Origin of the sequence: Achromobacter sp. AONIH1 (assembly GCF_002902905.1) — a bacterium.
Taxonomy (GTDB): Bacteria; Pseudomonadota; Gammaproteobacteria; order Burkholderiales; family Burkholderiaceae_B; genus Achromobacter.
This window is the reverse complement of the sequence record NZ_CP026124.1, coordinates 5,637,450-5,654,018: the sequence shown is the minus strand read 5'-3', so window position 1 is coordinate 5,654,018 and position 16,569 is coordinate 5,637,450. Positions and strand designations below refer to the sequence as shown.

Genomic DNA, 16,569 nt, shown 5'->3' with positions numbered 1-16,569 from the left:
CGCCCCGCCGCCCGTGCTGCTGAATCGCGCGGAGCTGGGGCCCTGGTGGGGACAAAACCCATGATCGACACTGATCAAGGCGCGCCCGCGCGCAAGCTGAAGTTCTATCAAGTCCTGTACGTGCAGGTGCTTTTCGCCATCGTGGTCGGCATGCTGCTCGGCCACTACAAGCCTGAGCTGGGACAGTCCATGCAACCGCTGGGCGACGGCTTCATCAAGCTGGTGAAGATGATCATCGCGCCCGTCATCTTCCTGACCGTGGCCACCGGCATCGCCGCCATGAGCGACCTGAAGAAGGTCGGCCGCGTGGCAGGCAAGGCCATGCTGTACTTCCTGGTGTTCTCGACGCTGGCCCTGGTGGTCGGCATGGTGGTCAGCCATATCGTGCAGCCGGGCGCCGGCATGCACATCGACCCCAAGACGCTGGACACCAAGGCGGTGTCGGGCTATGTGGCCAAGGCCCATGACTCGACCATCACCGGCTTCCTGATGAACATCATCCCGACGACCATCTTCAGCCCCTTCGTCGGCGGCGACATCCTGCAGGTGCTGTTCGTCGCGGTGTTGTTCGGCATCGCGCTGGCGCAGGTCGGCGAGCGCGGCAAACCGGTGCTGAACTTTCTGACGGCGCTGGCCCAGCCCATCTTCAAGCTGGTCGCCATCCTGATGAAGGCGGCGCCGATCGGCGCGTTCGGCGCCATGGCCTTCACCATCGGCAAGTACGGCATCAAGTCGGTGGTCAATCTGGCCATGCTGGTGGGCACGTTCTACGCCACCTCGGTGTTGTTCGTGGTGATCGTGCTGGGCGCGGTGGCGCGCTACAACGGTTTTTCCATCCTGAAGCTGGTGCGCTACATCCGCGAAGAGCTGCTGCTGGTGCTGGGCACGAGCTCCTCGGAAGCCGCGCTGCCGACGCTGATGCAGAAGATGGAGAAGGCCGGGTGTTCGAAGTCCGTGGTCGGGCTGGTGGTGCCGACCGGCTATTCGTTCAACCTGGACGGCACCAATATCTACATGACCATGGCGGCGCTGTTCATCGCGCAGGCCTGCGATATTCCGCTGTCGCTGGGCGATCAGATCCTTCTGCTGCTGGTGGCGATGCTGAGCTCCAAGGGCGCGGCGGGCGTGACGGGCGCGGGTTTCATCACCTTGGCGGCCACGCTGTCGGTGGTGCCCAGCGTGCCGGTCGCCGGCATGGCGCTGATCCTGGGCGTGGACCGTTTCATGTCCGAATGCCGCGCGCTGACCAACCTGGTCGGCAATGCCACGGCCGCCGTGGTGGTGGCGCGCTGGGAAGGCGAACTCGACCGCGGGCAGCTGGAACGGGCGCTGGACGGCCAGGATTTGCCGTCGCCCGGCGAAGCGCCGCAGCAGCAAGGCCAGAGCCTGGCGGTGCCGGCACCGGCGCAGCAGGGCTGACGGGTCAGGGAATGCGGATGCCGACCGCGCGCAGCAATGCCGCGGTCTCGAATACCGGCAGGCCCATCACGCCGGTATAGCTGCCCGACAGGCTGGCGACGAAGGCGCCGGCCAGTCCCTGGACGCCATAGGCGCCGGCCTTGCCATAGGGCTCGCCGCTGTCGCAATAGCGCGCGATGTCTTCCGCGTCCAGTGCACGCATGCTGACTTGCGTGACCGAGACGGCTTCCCGCAGGCCGTCGCCGGCCCACAGCGCCACCGCGGTGCGGACTTCATGCGTGGCGCCGGACAGGGCGCGCAGGATGCGTTCGGCATCGGCGCGGTCGGCGGGCTTGCCGAGCACGGCGCCCGCCAGGATCACCGTGGTGTCGGCCGACAGCAGGGGCAGCGGCGCCAGGCCCTGGGCCTGCATCCAGTCGCGTCCGCGCAGGGCCTTTTCCCTGGCGGTGCGGACCACATAGTCGGTGGCGCTTTCGCCCGCGTGCTGGGGTTCGTCCTCGCCGGGCGGAGCCGGCACCTGCAGCACCTCGTGCGCCACGCCCATCTGGGTCAGCAGCTCGCGGCGCCGGGGGCTAGCGGACGCCAGGTAGATGCGCGCGGGCGCGCCGGAAGTCGAGGTCAGGTCCATGCGGGGCTGGCCGCGCCCGGAGTCAGGCGCGGTGATAGGGATGGTTGGTCATGATGGCCCAGGCGCGGTAGAGCTGCTCGGCCAGGACCACCCGCACCATGGGGTGCGGCAGGGTCAGCGACGACAGGCGGATCTGCCCGCCGCAGGACGCCTTCAGCTCGGCGTCCAGGCCATCGGGGCCGCCCACCAGGAAGGCCACGTCCTGGCCGCCCGCGCGCCATTGTTCCAGCTTTTGCGACAGCGCGACCGTGGTCAGGTCGCGACCGCGCTCGTCCAGCGCCAGGCGCAGCGCGCCCGGGGGCAGGGCGGCATCGATGCGCTTGGCTTCCGCCGCCATCATCTGCGCCGGCGTCTTGCCACTGGTGCGTGGCTCGGGCTTGATTTCGCGCAGTTCCAGCGCGCAGTCCGGCGGCAGCCGCTTGGCGTAATCGTTCCAGGCAGTCTCGACCCAGTCGGGCATGCGCGTGCCGACGGCCGCGACGATGAGTTTCACGGCGGACTCAGTCGTCCACGCCGTCGTAGGCGTTGCTGCCGGCGACGGGGGCGGCGCGGGTGGATTCCGGCAGCAGCTTGACGCGCACCGGCTTGCCGCCCCAGATCTCTTCCAGGTTGTAGTACTGGCGGATGGCGGGCTGCATGATGTGCACGACCACGTCGCCCAGGTCGACCACGACCCACTCGCCGGTGTCCTCGCCTTCGATGGTGATGCCGGACAGGTCCATGGCGCGGCCACGGTCGGCGACGCTGGACGCCAGGGCGCGGGTTTGCCGGTTGGAGGTTGCGCTGGCGATCACCACCCGGTCGAACAGGCTGGTGAGGTGCGTGGTGTTGAAGACTTTGATGTCTTGCGCCTTGACGTCTTCGAGGGCATCGATGACGGCGCGTTGGAGTTTCTGTATATCCATAGCTGCGAATAATAACCCGCGGGCGGATGGCCGGAACCGATATTCACGGCGATCGCGCCCGGCGGGCGGGAGGATTATCGGTAGAGATTGTGCGCCGCAATATACGCGGCCACGGGCTCGGCCAGCATGCCCGCCGTGGATTCGCCCTTGGCCAGGCGGCGGCGGATTTCCGAGGCGGACACGGCCATGGGCGCGAAGGGCAGGGATTGCAGCCCGCGACCCAGCTCCCGCAGGCGCGCCGCCAGTTCGGCGGGCGGCGCCAGCGGCGTGCCGGGACGGACCGCCACGGCCATGTCCACGCGCTCGGCGATTTCGTCCCAGGCGCGCCAGGTGCAGAAGTTGGCCAGCTGGTCGGCGCCCAGCAGCCAGACGTAGCGGGCATCGCCGGGCAGGGCGCGCAGGGTGTCGATGGTGTAGGTGGCGCCGCCCCGCTCGATCTCGATGGGGTTGACGGCCAGGCCGGGCTGGTCCGCGATGGCCAGCGCCAGCATGTCGAGGCGCTGCGCCGGGGTCGCTTGCAGCGCCTCGCGCTGCCAGGGATTGGCGGTGGGGATCAGTTGCACCTGTTCCAGCGCCAGCGCCGACAGCGCGCTTTGCGCCAGCGCCACGTGCGCCAGATGGACGGGGTCGAAACTGCCGCCCAGGAGCCCGATACGCTTCACGCCCAGTCCCGTGGCGTCAGGTAGGCCGCCAGCTCGGCCTCGGGCGTGCCCGCCTGCGGCTGCCAGTCGTAGCGCCAATGCGCCATGGGCGGCATGGACAGCAGGATGGATTCCGTGCGTCCGCCCGATTGCAGGCCGAACAGCGTGCCTCGGTCGAACACCAGGTTGAATTCGACGTAGCGGCCGCGCCGGTAGGCCTGGAAGTCGCGCTCGCGCTCGCCGTAGGTCAGGCCGCGACGGCGTTCGACGATGGGCATGTAGCCCGGCAGGAAGGCGTCGCCGACCGAGCGCGTCAGCGCGAACGAGGCGTCGAAGCCGGGCGCGTTGAGATCGTCGTAGAAGATGCCGCCGACGCCGCGCGTCTCGTTACGGTGCTTCAGGAAGAAGTACTCGTCGCACCAGCGCTTGTAGCGCGGATAGTAGTCCGCGCCGTGCGGCGCCAGCGCGTCCCGACAGGTTGCGTGGAAATGGCGGGCGTCTTCCTCGAACGGGTAGTACGGCGTCAGGTCGATGCCGCCGCCGAACCAGAAGACGTCGCTTTCGTCATGGCCGGGACGGGCCGCGGCCAGGAACATGCGCACGTTCATGTGCGTGGTCGGCACATAGGGGTTGCGCGGATGCAGCACCATGGACACGCCCATGGCTTCCCAGGGGCGGCCGGCCAGCTCGGGCCGGTGCGCGCTGGCCGACGGCGGCAGCTGCGAGCCCTTGACGTGGCTGAACAGCACGCCGGCGCGCTCGAACAGCGCGCCGCCCTCGATCAGGCGCGACAGCCCGCCGCCGCCTTCGGCGCGGGTCCAGGAGTCGCTGCGGAAGGCGGCGCCCTCCGCGTCTTCCAGCGCGCCGACGATGCGGGACTGCAGCCCGGTCAGATAGTCCCGGACATCGGTGACGGGCAGGGCGCTCATCGGCCGGTTTTCTGCTGGGAGGGCTTGAGCGCGCGCCAGCCGATGTCGCTGCGGTACTGGCGGCCGTCGAAGTGGATACCGTCGATCGCCTCGTACACGCGGTCGCGGGCCATCTTGACCGAGTCGCCCAACGCCGTCACGCACAGCACGCGGCCACCGGTGGTCTGGACTTCATCGCCTTCCAGGCGCGTGGCGGCATGGAACACCATGCAGTCCTCGGCGTCGGCCGGCAGGCCCTTGATGACGTCGCCGGTGCGCGGCGTGTTGGGGTAGTTGTGCGAGGCCAGCACCACGCTCAGCGCGGTGCGGCGGTCCCAGGTGATGTCGGCCTGGTCGAGCGTGCCGTCCACCGCGTGCTCCAGCGCGTCGAGCAGGTCGCTTTTGACGCGCATCATGATGGGCTGGGTTTCCGGGTCGCCCATGCGGCAGTTGAATTCCAGCGTCTTGATGGCGCGGTCCGGATCATCGCCGGGGGCGATCATCAGGCCGGCGTACAGGAAGCCGGTGTACGGGATGCCGTCGCGCGTCATGCCCTGCACGGTCGGCAGGATGATCTCGCGCATGATGCGGTGGTGCAGCTCGGGCGTGACGATGGGGGCGGGCGAATAGGCGCCCATGCCGCCGGTGTTGGGGCCCTGGTCGCCGTCCTGCAGGCGCTTGTGGTCCTGGCTGGTGGCCAGCGCCAGCACGTTGCGGCCGTCGCACATGACGATGAAGCTGGCTTCCTCGCCGACCAGGCATTCCTCGATCACGACGCGCGCGCCGGCCTCGCCCATGGAGCCGTCGCCCAGCATGGCGTCGACCGCCGCGTGGGCCTCTTCCAGCGTCGCAGCCACCACCACGCCCTTGCCGGCGGCCAGGCCGTCGGCCTTGATGACGATGGGGGCGCCCTCCGCGTCGATGTAGGCGTGCGCGCGGGCCGGGTCGGTGAAGGTCTCGTAGCGCGCCGTCGGGATGTTGTGGCGGACCATGAAGGCCTTGGCGTAGTCCTTCGAGCTTTCCAGCTGCGCGGCCGCCTTGGTGGGACCGAAGATCTTCAGGCCGCGCGCGCGGAACACGTCGACGACGCCGGCCGCCAGCGGAGCCTCGGGGCCGACCACGGTCAGCGCGATGCCTTCGCGCTGGACGAAATCGGCCAGCTCCTCGGCATTGGTGAGCGCGATGTTTTCCATCTGCTCGGCGCGCTGGGTGCCGCCGTTGCCCGGCGCGACGTAGACCTTGTGTACGCGCGGGGAGCGGGCCAGCCGCCATGCGAGGGCATGTTCGCGGCCGCCCGAGCCAATTACCAGGAGTTTCATTATTGCGTGGTTCTGAAGGTTGCTTGCGGCTTACTGCGCTTCGTCGAAAACGACGGTCGTATAGACTTCCTGCACGTCGTCCAGGCCTTCCAGGGCGTCGAGCAGTTTCTGCATCTTGATGGCGTCTTCCCCGGCCAGCTCGGTTTCATTCAGGGCCTTCATGACGATGCCGTCCATCTCGGCCTTCAGGCCGGCGGCGTCGAAGGCCTTGCGCACGGCGGCGTAATCGGCCGGCGCGCTGATCACTTCGATCACGCCTTCGTCATCGGTCGTCACGTCCTCGGCGCCCGCTTCCAGGGCGGCTTCCATGACCTTGTCTTCCGGGGTGCCGGGGGCGAACACGAACTGGCCGCAATGCTTGAACATGAAGGCGACCGAGCCTTCCTGGCCCAGGTTGCCGCCGTTCTTGGCGAAGGCGTGGCGCACTTCGGCCACGGTGCGGGTGCGGTTGTCGGTCATGCAGTCGACGATCACCGCCGCGCCGCCGATGCCGTAGCCCTCGTAGCGGACTTCCTCGTAGGCTTCGCCGTCGGCGCCGCCGGCGCCGCGCTGGATGGCGCGCTGGATGTTGTCCTTGGGCATGTTGGCGTCGGTCGCCTTGTCCCAGGCCATGCGCAGCCGCGGATTGCTGTCCGGGTCGGGGCCGCCGGCACGGGCCGCCACCGTGATTTCACGGATGATCTTGGTCCAGAGCTTGCCCCGCTTGGCGTCTTGACGGCCCTTGCGGTGTTGAATATTGGCCCATTTGCTGTGTCCGGCCATAGCGTTCCAGGATAAAAGGTCTTTGAAGGCGAGCATTTTACCGTGCCGGCGCGGCGCGCGCCCGGCCGCGCGCCGGTTGTGTCCGTCCGGCCACGCGCACAAGCCCGCCGGCAGGCTCTACACTTGGGCATCTGTTTCAACCGGTCCGGAGTCGTCCATGCCCAACCCCATCCTCATCGCCAAGAACGCGCAGACGGAACTGGCCCTGCTGCCGGCCTTGGCAAACCGGCATGGCTGCATCACCGGCGCGACGGGGACCGGCAAGACCGTCACCCTGCAGGTGCTGGCGGAATCGTTTTCCCGCATCGGCACGCCGGTGTTCATGGCCGACGTCAAGGGCGACCTGACCGGCGTTTCCCAGGCGGGCGCGGCCTCTCCCAAGTTGCAGGAACGGCTCAAGAGCCTGGGCCTGGCCGAGCCGGCCTGGGCCGCCAGCCCGGTGGCGCTGTGGGACGTGTTCGGCGAGCAGGGCGCGCCGGTCCGGGCCACCATTTCCGACATGGGGCCGCTGCTGCTGGCGCGCATCCTGGAACTGAACGACACCCAGGAAGGCGTGCTGGCGCTGGTGTTCAAGGTCGCCGACGACGAAGGCCAACTGCTGCTGGACCTGAAGGACCTGCGCGCCATGCTGCAGAACGTGGCCGACCGCAGCGCCGAGTTAAAGACCCGTTACGGCAACGTGTCGGCCGCCAGCGTGGGCGCGATCCAGCGCAGCCTGCTGACGCTGGAGTCGCAGGGGGCCGAGAAGTTCTTCGGCGAGCCCATGCTCGATGTGGCCGACCTGATGCGCACCGACGCCCAGGGACGCGGCATCGTCAACGTGCTGGCCGCCGACAAACTCATGCAGGCGCCGCGCCTGTACGCGATCTTCCTGCTCTGGCTGCTGGGCGACTTGTACGAAAAGCTGCCGGAAGTGGGCGACATGGAACAGCCCAAGCTGGTCTTCTTCTTCGACGAGGCCCATCTGCTGTTCACCGACGCGCCGCAAGCCCTGCTGACCAAGATCGAGCAGGTGGTTCGCCTGGTCCGATCAAAGGGCGTCGGGGTGTATTTCGTCACCCAGAACCCGCTGGATATTCCCGACACGGTGCTGGGTCAGCTGGGCAACCGCGTCCAGCACGCGCTGCGCGCCTTCACGCCGCGTGACCAGAAGGCCGTCAAGACGGCGGCGCAGACCATGCGTCCCAATCCCGGGCTGGATATCGAGGCCGCCATCACCGAACTGGGCGTCGGCGAGGCCCTGGTGTCCTTGCTGGACGCCAAGGGGCGGCCGCAGCCCACCGAGCGCGCCTGGATCGTGCCGCCGGCCAGCCGCATCGGGCCGGCCACGGATGCCGAGCGCCAGGCGTTGCGCCGGGCCAATCCCTTGTCGGGCAAGTACGAGCAGGCGATCGACCGCGAATCCGCCTATGAGGTGCTGGCGGGCCGGGCATCGGCTCCCGCTGGCCAGAATGGCGGCGGCGCGGCCGCGCCCGGCGCGCCAGCGGGCGGGCAGGCGCCGGCTGGCGAGGAGGGCGGCTTCATGCAGGGCCTGAACGAAGTGCTGTTCGGATCGACCGGCCCCAGGGGCGGCAAGCGCGACGGGGTGGTCCAGACGATGGCCAAGAGCACCGTCCGCACGGTCGCCCGGGAACTGGCGCGAGGCATCCTGGGATCGTTGCTTGGCTCGAAGGGGCGCCGCTGACGTTGCGGGAGGATTGGCGGAGCCGTCCTACCTGACAATGCGCTGTCATACGCAATAGTCTGAAACGGGATTTTTGTGGCCGGTTTCCCGGAAATATCCGGAGTTTTTGTAACCAGGGGTATTGCGCCACTATAATTTATGCCTATGATCTTGGGCGGTATATACCGAGAATCAAAGGGAAAAAATTGGTGGCTAAGAAACACAAGATCGCGGTGCTTCCGGGAGACGGCATAGGCAAGGAAGTCGTGCCCGAAGGCCTGAAAGTGCTGGATGCGGTCGCGGCGCGATTCGATATCGGATTCCAGTGGGACCACTTCGACTGGAGCTGCGATTATTACGCGAAGCACGGCAAAATGATGCCGGACGACTGGCGCGCGCAGATTGGTCAGCACGAAGCGATTTTCTTCGGCTCGATCGGCTGGCCGGCCACGGTGCCCGACCACGAGGCGCTGTGGGGTTCGCTGTTCAAGTTCCGCCGCGAATTCGATCAGTACATCAATTTGCGTCCCGTGCGTCTGATGCCCGGCGTGCCTTCGCCGCTGGCTAATCGCAAGCCCGGAGAGATCGATTTCTACATCGTCCGCGAAAACACCGAGGGCGAATACTCCAATAGCGGCGGCCGCCTGTTCGAGGGCACCGAGCGCGAGGTGGTGATCCAGGAAAGTGTGTTCACCCGTGTTGGCGCCGACCGCGTGCTGAAGTTCGCGTTCGACCTGGCCCAGAAGCGCGGCAAGCACCTGACCGCAGCCACCAAGTCCAACGGCATTTCCATCTCGATGCCTTGGTGGGACGAGCGCGTGGCCGATATCGCCAAGGGCTATCCCGACGTGCGCTGGGACAAGTACCATATCGATATCCTGTGCGCTCATTTCGTGCAGCATCCCGACTGGTTCGACGTCGTGGTGGCGTCCAATCTGTTCGGCGATATCCTGTCGGACCTGGGTCCGGCCTGCACGGGCACCATCGGCATCGCGCCGTCGGCCAACCTGAATCCCGAGCGCAAGTTCCCATCCCTGTTCGAGCCCGTGCACGGTTCGGCGCCCGACATCTACGGCAAGGGCATCGCCAATCCGATCGGCCAGATCTGGAGCGGCGCGCTGATGCTGGATTTCCTGGGCTATCCAGAGGCATCCGCCGCCGTCGTGAGCGCGATCGAGACCGTGCTGGCGGACGGACCGCGCACCCGGGACATGCAGGGCACGGCATCCACCGCCGAGGTCGGAGACGCGATCGCGTCGCTGATTTCGGCGCGCTGAGCAAGGTAGTGAGGAAGGGCTTTACAGAGTGAAAATGGACCAAGCGATCTCGCCTGCTCCGCCCGGCCACATTGGTGGCGGGCGGGCGGATCGATTCGTGCGCAAGTTGTTCCGCATGCTGCGCTCGCGCAGCCAGCGGCACAACCAGCATCTCTGGCCGTTTGTCCGCATCCAGCGAGATTCGCTGGGAACCATCAGTGGTTATCGGGCATTCGGCCGGTCAGTGCCTGTGACGCCGTTGGACGAAGGATACGACCCCTCCGACGAAACCGTTCATCTGATCCTGAGCGGCCCTTCCATCGCGGAAATCCCCTATGACCGGATGAACATCCAGTGCGCGATGGGGGTGAACGGCGCGATCGTGCTGGCCAACAAGTACGACCTGCCGTTCAAGTATTACTGCATTATCGACCAGAACTTCGTGCGCGATCGCATCGCCCTGGTGCGCGAGATCGTGTCGCGCGACCTGACGCTGTATGTCTCGCCCGAGGTGCTGCGCTACATCGTCCAGGGCGTGCCCCAGGAAGAGATACGCTGCCGCATCTGTATCATCGAGCTCATCCTCGAGCGGGCCTATCAACGCAGCACGGCGCCGGCGACGTTGGTGCGCATGGTCCAGGCGAACCCGGACCTGCACCTGCTGGATGCGGAGCTGGGGCTGGGCTTCAGCTTCAATGCTGCGCTCGGGGTGTTCGATGCCGACACCGTGGCCTATGCCGCGTTGCAGGTGCTGTTTTCGTATGGCGCCCGTAATCTCTACGTGCATGGCCTGGACCTGAGCCTTGAAAACGGCCTGCGCTTCTACGATGAAGGCGTGTCGCCTCAGAGCAGCCGGTTGGCGCGGCATTTCGCCCGCGTGATCGAGCCGTCCTTCAGGTTTGCCGCCAGGCATTGGGCCGAGCGCGGCCTTTCGGTATACAACCTGTCCCCGGTCAGCGCCTTGCCGCCGGACGTGATCGAACGCAAGGACTGGCGCGAGTTGCTCAAGCCCGGTGCCGTCGAGCGCAACGAAACCGCCTGAACCGCGTCACTCTGGCGCGGGTCGTCGACGGGAACCCGGCCGCATCAGCCCTCATTCGCAACAGACCCGCCTCCAGGGCGGGTCTGTTCATTCCTGGTGGCCGCCAAGGCGGCTCGCCGGGTCTAGTGGGCTCCCGCCGCCGCTTCCGCCGCGCCGCCGCCGCCCGCCTTCGCGGACTTGGGCCGGGCGAACCAGACCAGGCCGGTCAACAGCAGGAAAATCACCGCCGAGCCATAGAACACGTCCACCGCGGACATGGTGAAGGCCTGCGTGTTGACCATCCGGTCCACCAGCGTCAGCGCCTGCGCGTGCGACACGCCCAGCCCGTTCTGCAGCGTGCCGACCGTCTGGTCGAAGGCCGCCTGTCCGGGCCGCGCGATTTCCGTCAGCTGCGCGTGATGCATCGTGGCGCGGTTTTCCCATAGCGTGGTGGCGATCGAGGTGCCGAAGGCCCCCGCCGTCAGGCGCAGGAAGTTCGACAGACCCGACGCCGCCGGAATGCGCCAGGGCTCGATGCTGGACAGCGTGATCGAGGTCAGGGGCACGAAGAAGGCCGCCATGGCCGCGCCCTGGATGATGGTCGGCGTCATCAGCGTGCGCACATCGGTCTGGGTATTGAAGCCCGAGCGCATGAAGCACACCAGCGCGAAGATCAGGAAGGCCACGGTGACGATCTGGCGCGGATCCCGCGTGGCCAGCATCTTGCCCACGACCGGCGTCAGCAGGATGGCCAACAGCCCCACCGGCGCGGTGACCAGGCCCGCGTAGGTGGCCGTGTAGCCCATGTTGCTTTGCAGCCAGAGCGGCAGCAGCACCACGTTGCCGAAGAACACGCCGTAGGCCACGGCCAGCGTCAGCGCGCCGACCGTGAAGTTGCGCACCTTGAACAGACGCAGGTCCACCACGGGGTGCGCGTCGGTCAGTTCCCAGATCAGGAAGAACACGAAGGCCACGACGGCCACCGCCGCCAGGATCAGGATGGTGGGGCTGGCGAACCAGTCCAGCTCCTTGCCCTTGTCCAGCATGATCTGCAGCGCGCCGACCCACACCACCAGCAGGACCAGCCCCAGCTTGTCGATGGGCAGCTTGCGCGTGGGCGATTCGCGGTCGCGGTAGATGCGCCAGCTGATCCAGGCGGCCAGCAGGCCGACCGGCACGTTGATGTAGAAGATCCAGGGCCAGGTGTAGTTGTCGGAAATCCAGCCGCCCAGCAAGGGCCCGGCCACGGGCGCCACCAGCGTGGTCATGGACCAGACCGCCAGCGCCATGCCGGCCTTCGACTTCGGAAAGCTCGCCAGCATCAGCGCCTGCGACAGCGGGATCATCGGGCCGGCGACGGCGCCCTGCAGCACGCGGAAGGCGATCAGCGCCTCCAGCGACGGCGAAAAGCCGCAGAGCCACGAGGCCAGCACGAACAGCAGCGTCGACATCAGGAACAGCCGCACCTGGCCGAAGCGTTGCGTGAGCCAGCCGGTCAGGGGCACCGTGATGGCGTTGGCCACCGCGAAGGATGTGATCACCCAGGTGCCCTGGCTGGTGCTCACGCCCAGGTCGCCCGAGATGGTGGGAATGGACACGTTGGCGATCGAGGTGTCCAGCACGTTCATGAACACCGCCGTGGACAGCGCGATGGACCCGATGATGCGGGTCGCGCCTTCCAGCGGCGGGTGGGCGCCCGGGGGGCGGGCCGGCGCGGCGGGCGCGCCGCCGGCCTCGGGCTGGGCGGGAGTGCTCATGGCGGTTCCTCAGCGGGCCGGGCCGGCGGACGCCGCCGACGCCACGGCGTCGCTGGTGTCCAGGTTGTCACGGATGATCTTGGCGACCATGGCGTCGATCTCGCCGTGCGCCGGCTCAAATGCGCGGGTGGACCAGGCCGGTTCCTTGCGTTCGGCCTGCGTCAGCGGTTCGCCGTCCTGCTTGCCCACATCGACTTCCACTTCCATCGACAGGCCCACGCGCAGCGGGTGCTTCTTCAGGTCCTCGGGATCGAGCGTGATGCGCACGGGCACGCGCTGCACCACCTTGATCCAGTTGCCCGTGGCGTTCTGTGCGGGCAGCAGCGCGAAGGCGCTGCCGGTGCCGGCATCCAGGCCGGCGATCGTGCCGTGGTAGGTCACCGAGGTGCCGTACAGGTCGGCATTCATCTTGACGGGCTGGCCAATGCGCATCTTGCGCAGCTGGCCTTCCTTGAAGTTGGCTTCCACCCACACCTGATCCAGCGGCACCACGGTCATCAGCGCGGCGCCCGGGGCGACACGCTGGCCGACCTGGGCGCTGCGGCGCGCCACCACGCCACCGACCGGCGCGGGCAGCACGGTGCGCGATTGCGCCAGCCAGGCATTGCGCAGGCCGGCGACGGCCTGCTGCACGTCCGGGTGCCCGGCCACGTCGGTGCCCCGGGTCAGCGCCTGGTTGGTGGCGAGCTTGGCGCGCGCGGCGGCCAGCGCGGCCTTGGCCTGGGCCAGGCCGGACTGCGCGGACTTCAGCGCGGCTTCGGCGTGCAGGATTTCCTCGCCGCTGACGCCGCCGGACTTGGCCAACTGCTGGCGGCGGCTGACGTCGCTCTGGGCGCGGGCCAGCTCGGCCTGGGCGCGCACGATGTCGGCGCTGCGCAGGTCGACGTCGGCGGCCAGCGCATCGTTCTGCACGTAATAGGTGCGGACCTGGCGCACGGTCTGGGCCAGCTTGGCCTGGGCCTGTTGCAGCGCCACGTCGGTGTCGGCGGAATCGAGACGCACCAGCGGCTGGCCGGCGCTCACGGTTTCGGTGTCGTCGGCCTCGATGGCGACGATGGTGCCGGGCACCTGCGGCGTGATCTGCACCAGATTGCCGTGCACGTAGGCGTCGTCGGTGTTTTCGAAATGGGCGCCGAACAGGGCCCACCAGATGCCGTAGGCGATGGCGATGAGCACGAAAGCGCCGGTCGCGAGCAGCAGCAGGCGTTTGCGGGCGGGATTGGTAGCGGGAGCGTTCATGACGTCTGAATCCGGGTCGGTCAGTGAGTGGTGGCGCCAGCGGGCGCGGGCTGGGCGTCAGGGGCGGCGGGCGCGGCGGGTGTGTAGCCGCCGCCCAGTGCGTAGGCCAGGTCGGCGTCCAGCTGGTAGGCGCGGATGCGCAGGTCGGTGTCGAGGCGGGCCTGGGTCAGCACGCCCGTCTGCGCGATCAGCACCGACAGGTAATTGCCCATGCCGGCCTTGTAGCGCTTGACGGCCAGGTCGTAGGCCGCCTCGATGGCGGCGCGCGCCTGGCGCTGCTCGCCCCGTTCCTGGTCCAGCAGGCGCAGGCCGTCGAGCGCATCGGCCACCTGGCGCACGGCGTCCAGCACGGACTGGTTGTAGTCCGAGACCGCCAGGTCCGCGTCCGCGCGGCGGCCCGCCAGATTGGCGTTGAGCGCGCCGCCGTGGAAGATGGGCAGCGAGATCGCCGGACCGATGCCGGCCATGCGCGAGGCCGCGTCCAGCAGGTTGCCGGTGCCCATGGCCTGGAAACCGGCGAAGGCGGTCAGGTTGATGTTCGGATAGAACTCGGCCTTGGCAGTGTCGATGGCGTGACGCGCGGCTTCGGCGCGCCAGCGCGCGGCCACCACGTCGGGACGGCGGCCCAGCAGGTCCAGCGGCACGCTGGCGGGCACGCCGCCGGCCGGCGCGACCAGCGCCGTCTCGGTCAGCGACTGGCCGCGCTGCGGGCCGGCGCCGGCCAGCGCCGCGACCTGGTTGCGCAGCTGCGCCAGCGTGGTCTCGACTTGCGTCAGTTCGACCTTGCCCGCGGCCAGCGATGATTCCGCCTGCTTGACCTCGACCTGCGTGTCCAGGCCGGCCGAGTAGCGGCCGCGCGTCAGTTCGAGCACGTCGGCGCGCTGCGCCAGCACGCGCTTGAGCACGCTGCGCTGGGCGAAGCCGTTCTGCAGATTGAGGTAGGCGCGCACGACAGCGCTGGCGAGCAGGTTGCGCGCGGCCTGCGCATCGGCCGCCGCGGCCGCCTGCTGCGAGACCGCCGACTTCAGGCGCGAGCGGTTCTTGCCCCAGAGATCCAGTTCATAGCTGAAGTCCAGCGCCAGCCGGTTGTCGCTGACCACCGAGCCGCCCAGCGGGGCAGGGTAGATGTACTGCTTGGACAGGTGCTCGCGGTTCAGCGTGTAGTTGGCGTCCACCTTGGGCAGCAGCGACGAGCGCGCCGTGCTGACGGCGGCATTGGCCTGGGCCAGGCGGGCCTGGGCGGAACTCATCGACGGGCTGTTGGCCAGCGCTTCATCCACGAGGGCGTCGAGCTGGCTGTCGCCGTAGCGTTGCCACCAGTGGTCGGCGGGCCAAATCGCATTCTGGCCGGTGAGTCCCAGCTGGGTCGCGTCCAGCGCCGGCACGGGTTCGGGGCCGGGTTCCATCAGCGCGCAGCCGCTCAGGGCGAGCGCTAAAGCGGTAGTGAGAAGGCGTTTCATCCTGACGGTTTGCTGAAAGTAATTGATTAATCTGTATTTGCCTAGGCAGATATTATGCCAAAGAAAACCCGCCTGAGCGGGGATGCGCGTGTACGTCAGCGCTCGGGCGCGCTGCTACAGGCCGAGCCGTTGGCCAGCATGCGCATCATGAAGTGCTTGAGTTGCTGCACCTCGTCGGCGCTGAAGCCGCGCAGGTGATGATTCAGCACGTGGGCGATGTTGTTCGGAATCTCGCGCGCCTTGGTTTCACCCAGCTCGGTGAGTTCGAGCTTGACCACGCGGCGGTCGGTCTGGCTGCGGTTGCGCCGCAGCAGGCCCTTGGCTTCCAGGCGATCCAGCGTGCGCGTCATGGCGCCGGTGTCCGTGCCGGTCAGGCGCGCCAGCTCGGCGGGCGTGTCGGCGCGGCCGCGATACAGCATGGCGACGGGGCGCCATTGCATGGCGGTCAGGTCCAGCGGCGCCATTTCCTGATCCAGCATGCGGTTCAGCGAGGAAGAGACCAGCTTGATCAGGTAGCCGGCGTTGTCTTCCGTCATGCAGCTATCGTTGCCGCGATAGTGGACGACGGCGTCGGGATTGGGTGTTTCGGCATTCATGAGGCCGAATTTTACTGCCTAGTCAGTTATTGTCAAGGCTGTTATTGTGCGGCAGGTTCCGAGGCCGCGGCCGCCTTGCGCAGGCCGGACCAGACGATGGCCGTCACGATCAAGGCGGCGCCGGCAAGCATGCGCGGCGTGGGCTGCTGGCTGAACAGCGCCCACGCGAAGGCGATGGCGTAGACCGGCTCCAGCGCGATCACCAGCCCGGCGCTGCGGGCGTTGAGCCGGGTCAGGCTGGACACGAACAGGTAGTGCGACAGCCCGGTGCAGAACACGCCCAGCAGCGCCAGCCAGAGCCAGTCCACCGCGGCGACCGAGGGCAGTTGCGCCGCCGCGAAGGGCAGCATCACCAGGGCCACCACCAGGTTCTGCCAGCAGGCGACCTGCATCGGATCCATGCCGGAGGCCGAACGGCGGTTGCTCAGGGCCAGCAGGGCGAAGGTCAGGCCGGACAGCAGGCCCCAGGCCAGGCCGACCGTGCCCTGGTCGGCCAGGTCGAAGGACGGCGTCACCAGCACCAGGCCGGCGGTGACCAGGCCCAGCAGCAGCCATTCGGCCAGCCGCACGCGCTCGCGGAAAATCAGGCCCTCGAACAGGGTGATGAAGGCGGGGAAGCTGGCGAAGCCCAGCGTGGCGATGGCGATGCCGCCGACCTTGACCGAGACGAAGAAGGTCACCCAGTGGGCGGCCAGCAAGGCGCCGGAGATCACCAGCACGAACAGCTGCGCCGGCGTCAGCGCGCCCAGCAGCGGGCGGCGGCGCATGCGGGCGAACAGGCCCAGCGCGGCAACGGCAAAGACGGCGCGGCCCATGGTGATGACCACGGCGCCGGCCTGGATCAGCTCGCCGAAGACGCCGGTCAGGCCGAACAGCACGGCGGCGATGTGGATGTAGGTCAGGGCGCGTTGTCGGGTCATGCTGCGAGGGAAGGGGCGTTGTGGAAAAGAAAAATGCACAGGCAAGGCGCGCGAACGGGCGCGCGCTGAAACTAA

16 protein-coding genes are annotated in these 16,569 nt (G+C 68.0%); 4 read left to right on the top strand and 12 right to left on the bottom strand.

What is annotated here, in order from left to right:
- Positions 1-60: 60 nt before the first annotated feature.
- Positions 61-1,419, top strand: coding sequence for a dicarboxylate/amino acid:cation symporter (locus C2U31_RS25790; RefSeq protein WP_103275405.1), 1,359 nt, complete (start codon positions 61-63; stop codon positions 1,417-1,419).
- Between the two features lie 4 nt (positions 1,420-1,423).
- Here the strand turns inward: C2U31_RS25790 and C2U31_RS25785 are convergent, their stop codons facing one another.
- The 7 genes from C2U31_RS25785 to C2U31_RS25755 all read right to left on the bottom strand — a co-directional run bounded on the left by C2U31_RS25785 (position 1,424) and on the right by C2U31_RS25755 (position 6,582).
- Entirely contained in the window at positions 1,424-2,047 is a 624-nt protein-coding gene (locus C2U31_RS25785) for a nucleoside triphosphate pyrophosphatase (RefSeq protein ID WP_103275404.1), read from the bottom strand.
- 22 nt (positions 2,048-2,069) lie between these two features.
- On the bottom strand, positions 2,070-2,540 hold the full coding sequence (gene rlmH / locus C2U31_RS25780; RefSeq protein ID WP_103275403.1) for a 23S rRNA (pseudouridine(1915)-N(3))-methyltransferase RlmH: 471 nt from the start codon (positions 2,538-2,540) through the stop codon (positions 2,070-2,072).
- Between the two features lie 7 nt (positions 2,541-2,547).
- Complete coding sequence (gene rsfS / locus C2U31_RS25775) at positions 2,548-2,952, bottom strand: ribosome silencing factor (protein ID WP_103275402.1); 405 nt, start codon at positions 2,950-2,952, stop codon at positions 2,548-2,550.
- A gap of 74 nt (positions 2,953-3,026) precedes the next feature.
- Entirely contained in the window at positions 3,027-3,614 is a 588-nt protein-coding gene (nadD, locus tag C2U31_RS25770) for a nicotinate (nicotinamide) nucleotide adenylyltransferase (RefSeq protein ID WP_103275401.1), read from the bottom strand.
- Positions 3,611-4,522: an oxygen-dependent coproporphyrinogen oxidase gene (hemF, locus tag C2U31_RS25765; protein WP_103275400.1), complete on the bottom strand. Its 912-nt coding sequence runs from the start codon at positions 4,520-4,522 to the stop codon at positions 3,611-3,613. Before hemF ends, nadD begins: the two co-directional genes overlap by 4 nt.
- Positions 4,519-5,820: a phosphoribosylamine--glycine ligase gene (gene purD / locus C2U31_RS25760; RefSeq protein ID WP_103275399.1), complete on the bottom strand. Its 1,302-nt coding sequence runs from the start codon at positions 5,818-5,820 to the stop codon at positions 4,519-4,521. The genes hemF and purD overlap by 4 nt, the downstream gene beginning before the upstream one ends.
- Positions 5,821-5,850: 30 nt before the next feature.
- Positions 5,851-6,582 carry a YebC/PmpR family DNA-binding transcriptional regulator gene (locus C2U31_RS25755; protein WP_103275398.1) on the bottom strand — a complete coding sequence of 244 codons (732 nt, stop codon included), beginning with the start codon at positions 6,580-6,582 and terminating at the stop codon, positions 5,851-5,853.
- Positions 6,583-6,739: 157 nt separating this feature from the next.
- On the opposite strand from C2U31_RS25755, the gene C2U31_RS25750 reads away from it, so the two are divergent.
- The 3 genes from C2U31_RS25750 (at position 6,740) to C2U31_RS25740 (ending at position 10,543) form a co-directional block, all read left to right on the top strand.
- On the top strand, positions 6,740-8,266 hold the full coding sequence (locus C2U31_RS25750) for a helicase HerA-like C-terminal domain-containing protein (protein WP_199770894.1): 1,527 nt from the start codon (positions 6,740-6,742) through the stop codon (positions 8,264-8,266).
- Between the two features lie 188 nt (positions 8,267-8,454).
- Positions 8,455-9,522: a tartrate dehydrogenase gene (locus tag C2U31_RS25745; protein WP_103276577.1), complete on the top strand. Its 1,068-nt coding sequence runs from the start codon at positions 8,455-8,457 to the stop codon at positions 9,520-9,522.
- A gap of 34 nt (positions 9,523-9,556) precedes the next feature.
- Positions 9,557-10,543 (top strand): hypothetical protein, encoded by a 987-nt coding sequence (locus tag C2U31_RS25740; protein ID WP_103275396.1) that lies wholly within the window; start codon positions 9,557-9,559, stop codon positions 10,541-10,543.
- A 122-nt stretch (positions 10,544-10,665) separates the two neighbouring features.
- Here the strand turns inward: C2U31_RS25740 and C2U31_RS25735 are convergent, their stop codons facing one another.
- The 5 genes from C2U31_RS25735 to C2U31_RS25715 form a co-directional block, all read right to left on the bottom strand.
- Positions 10,666-12,279 (bottom strand): DHA2 family efflux MFS transporter permease subunit, encoded by a 1,614-nt coding sequence (locus tag C2U31_RS25735; RefSeq protein WP_103275395.1) that lies wholly within the window; start codon positions 12,277-12,279, stop codon positions 10,666-10,668.
- 9 nt (positions 12,280-12,288) lie between these two features.
- The gene (locus C2U31_RS25730; RefSeq protein ID WP_199770893.1) at positions 12,289-13,518 is read right to left on the bottom strand and encodes an efflux RND transporter periplasmic adaptor subunit; all 1,230 of its coding nucleotides are present in this window, start codon (positions 13,516-13,518) and stop codon (positions 12,289-12,291) included.
- Between the two features lie 20 nt (positions 13,519-13,538).
- Positions 13,539-14,978, bottom strand: coding sequence for an efflux transporter outer membrane subunit (locus C2U31_RS25725; RefSeq protein WP_103275393.1), 1,440 nt, complete (start codon positions 14,976-14,978; stop codon positions 13,539-13,541).
- 95 nt (positions 14,979-15,073) lie between these two features.
- The gene (locus C2U31_RS25720; protein WP_233772925.1) at positions 15,074-15,514 is read right to left on the bottom strand and encodes a MarR family winged helix-turn-helix transcriptional regulator; all 441 of its coding nucleotides are present in this window, start codon (positions 15,512-15,514) and stop codon (positions 15,074-15,076) included.
- A gap of 101 nt (positions 15,515-15,615) precedes the next feature.
- Positions 15,616-16,494, bottom strand: a complete 879-nt coding sequence (locus C2U31_RS25715; RefSeq protein WP_103275391.1) for a DMT family transporter — start codon at positions 16,492-16,494, stop codon at positions 15,616-15,618.
- Between the last annotated feature and the right edge of the window lie 75 nt (positions 16,495-16,569).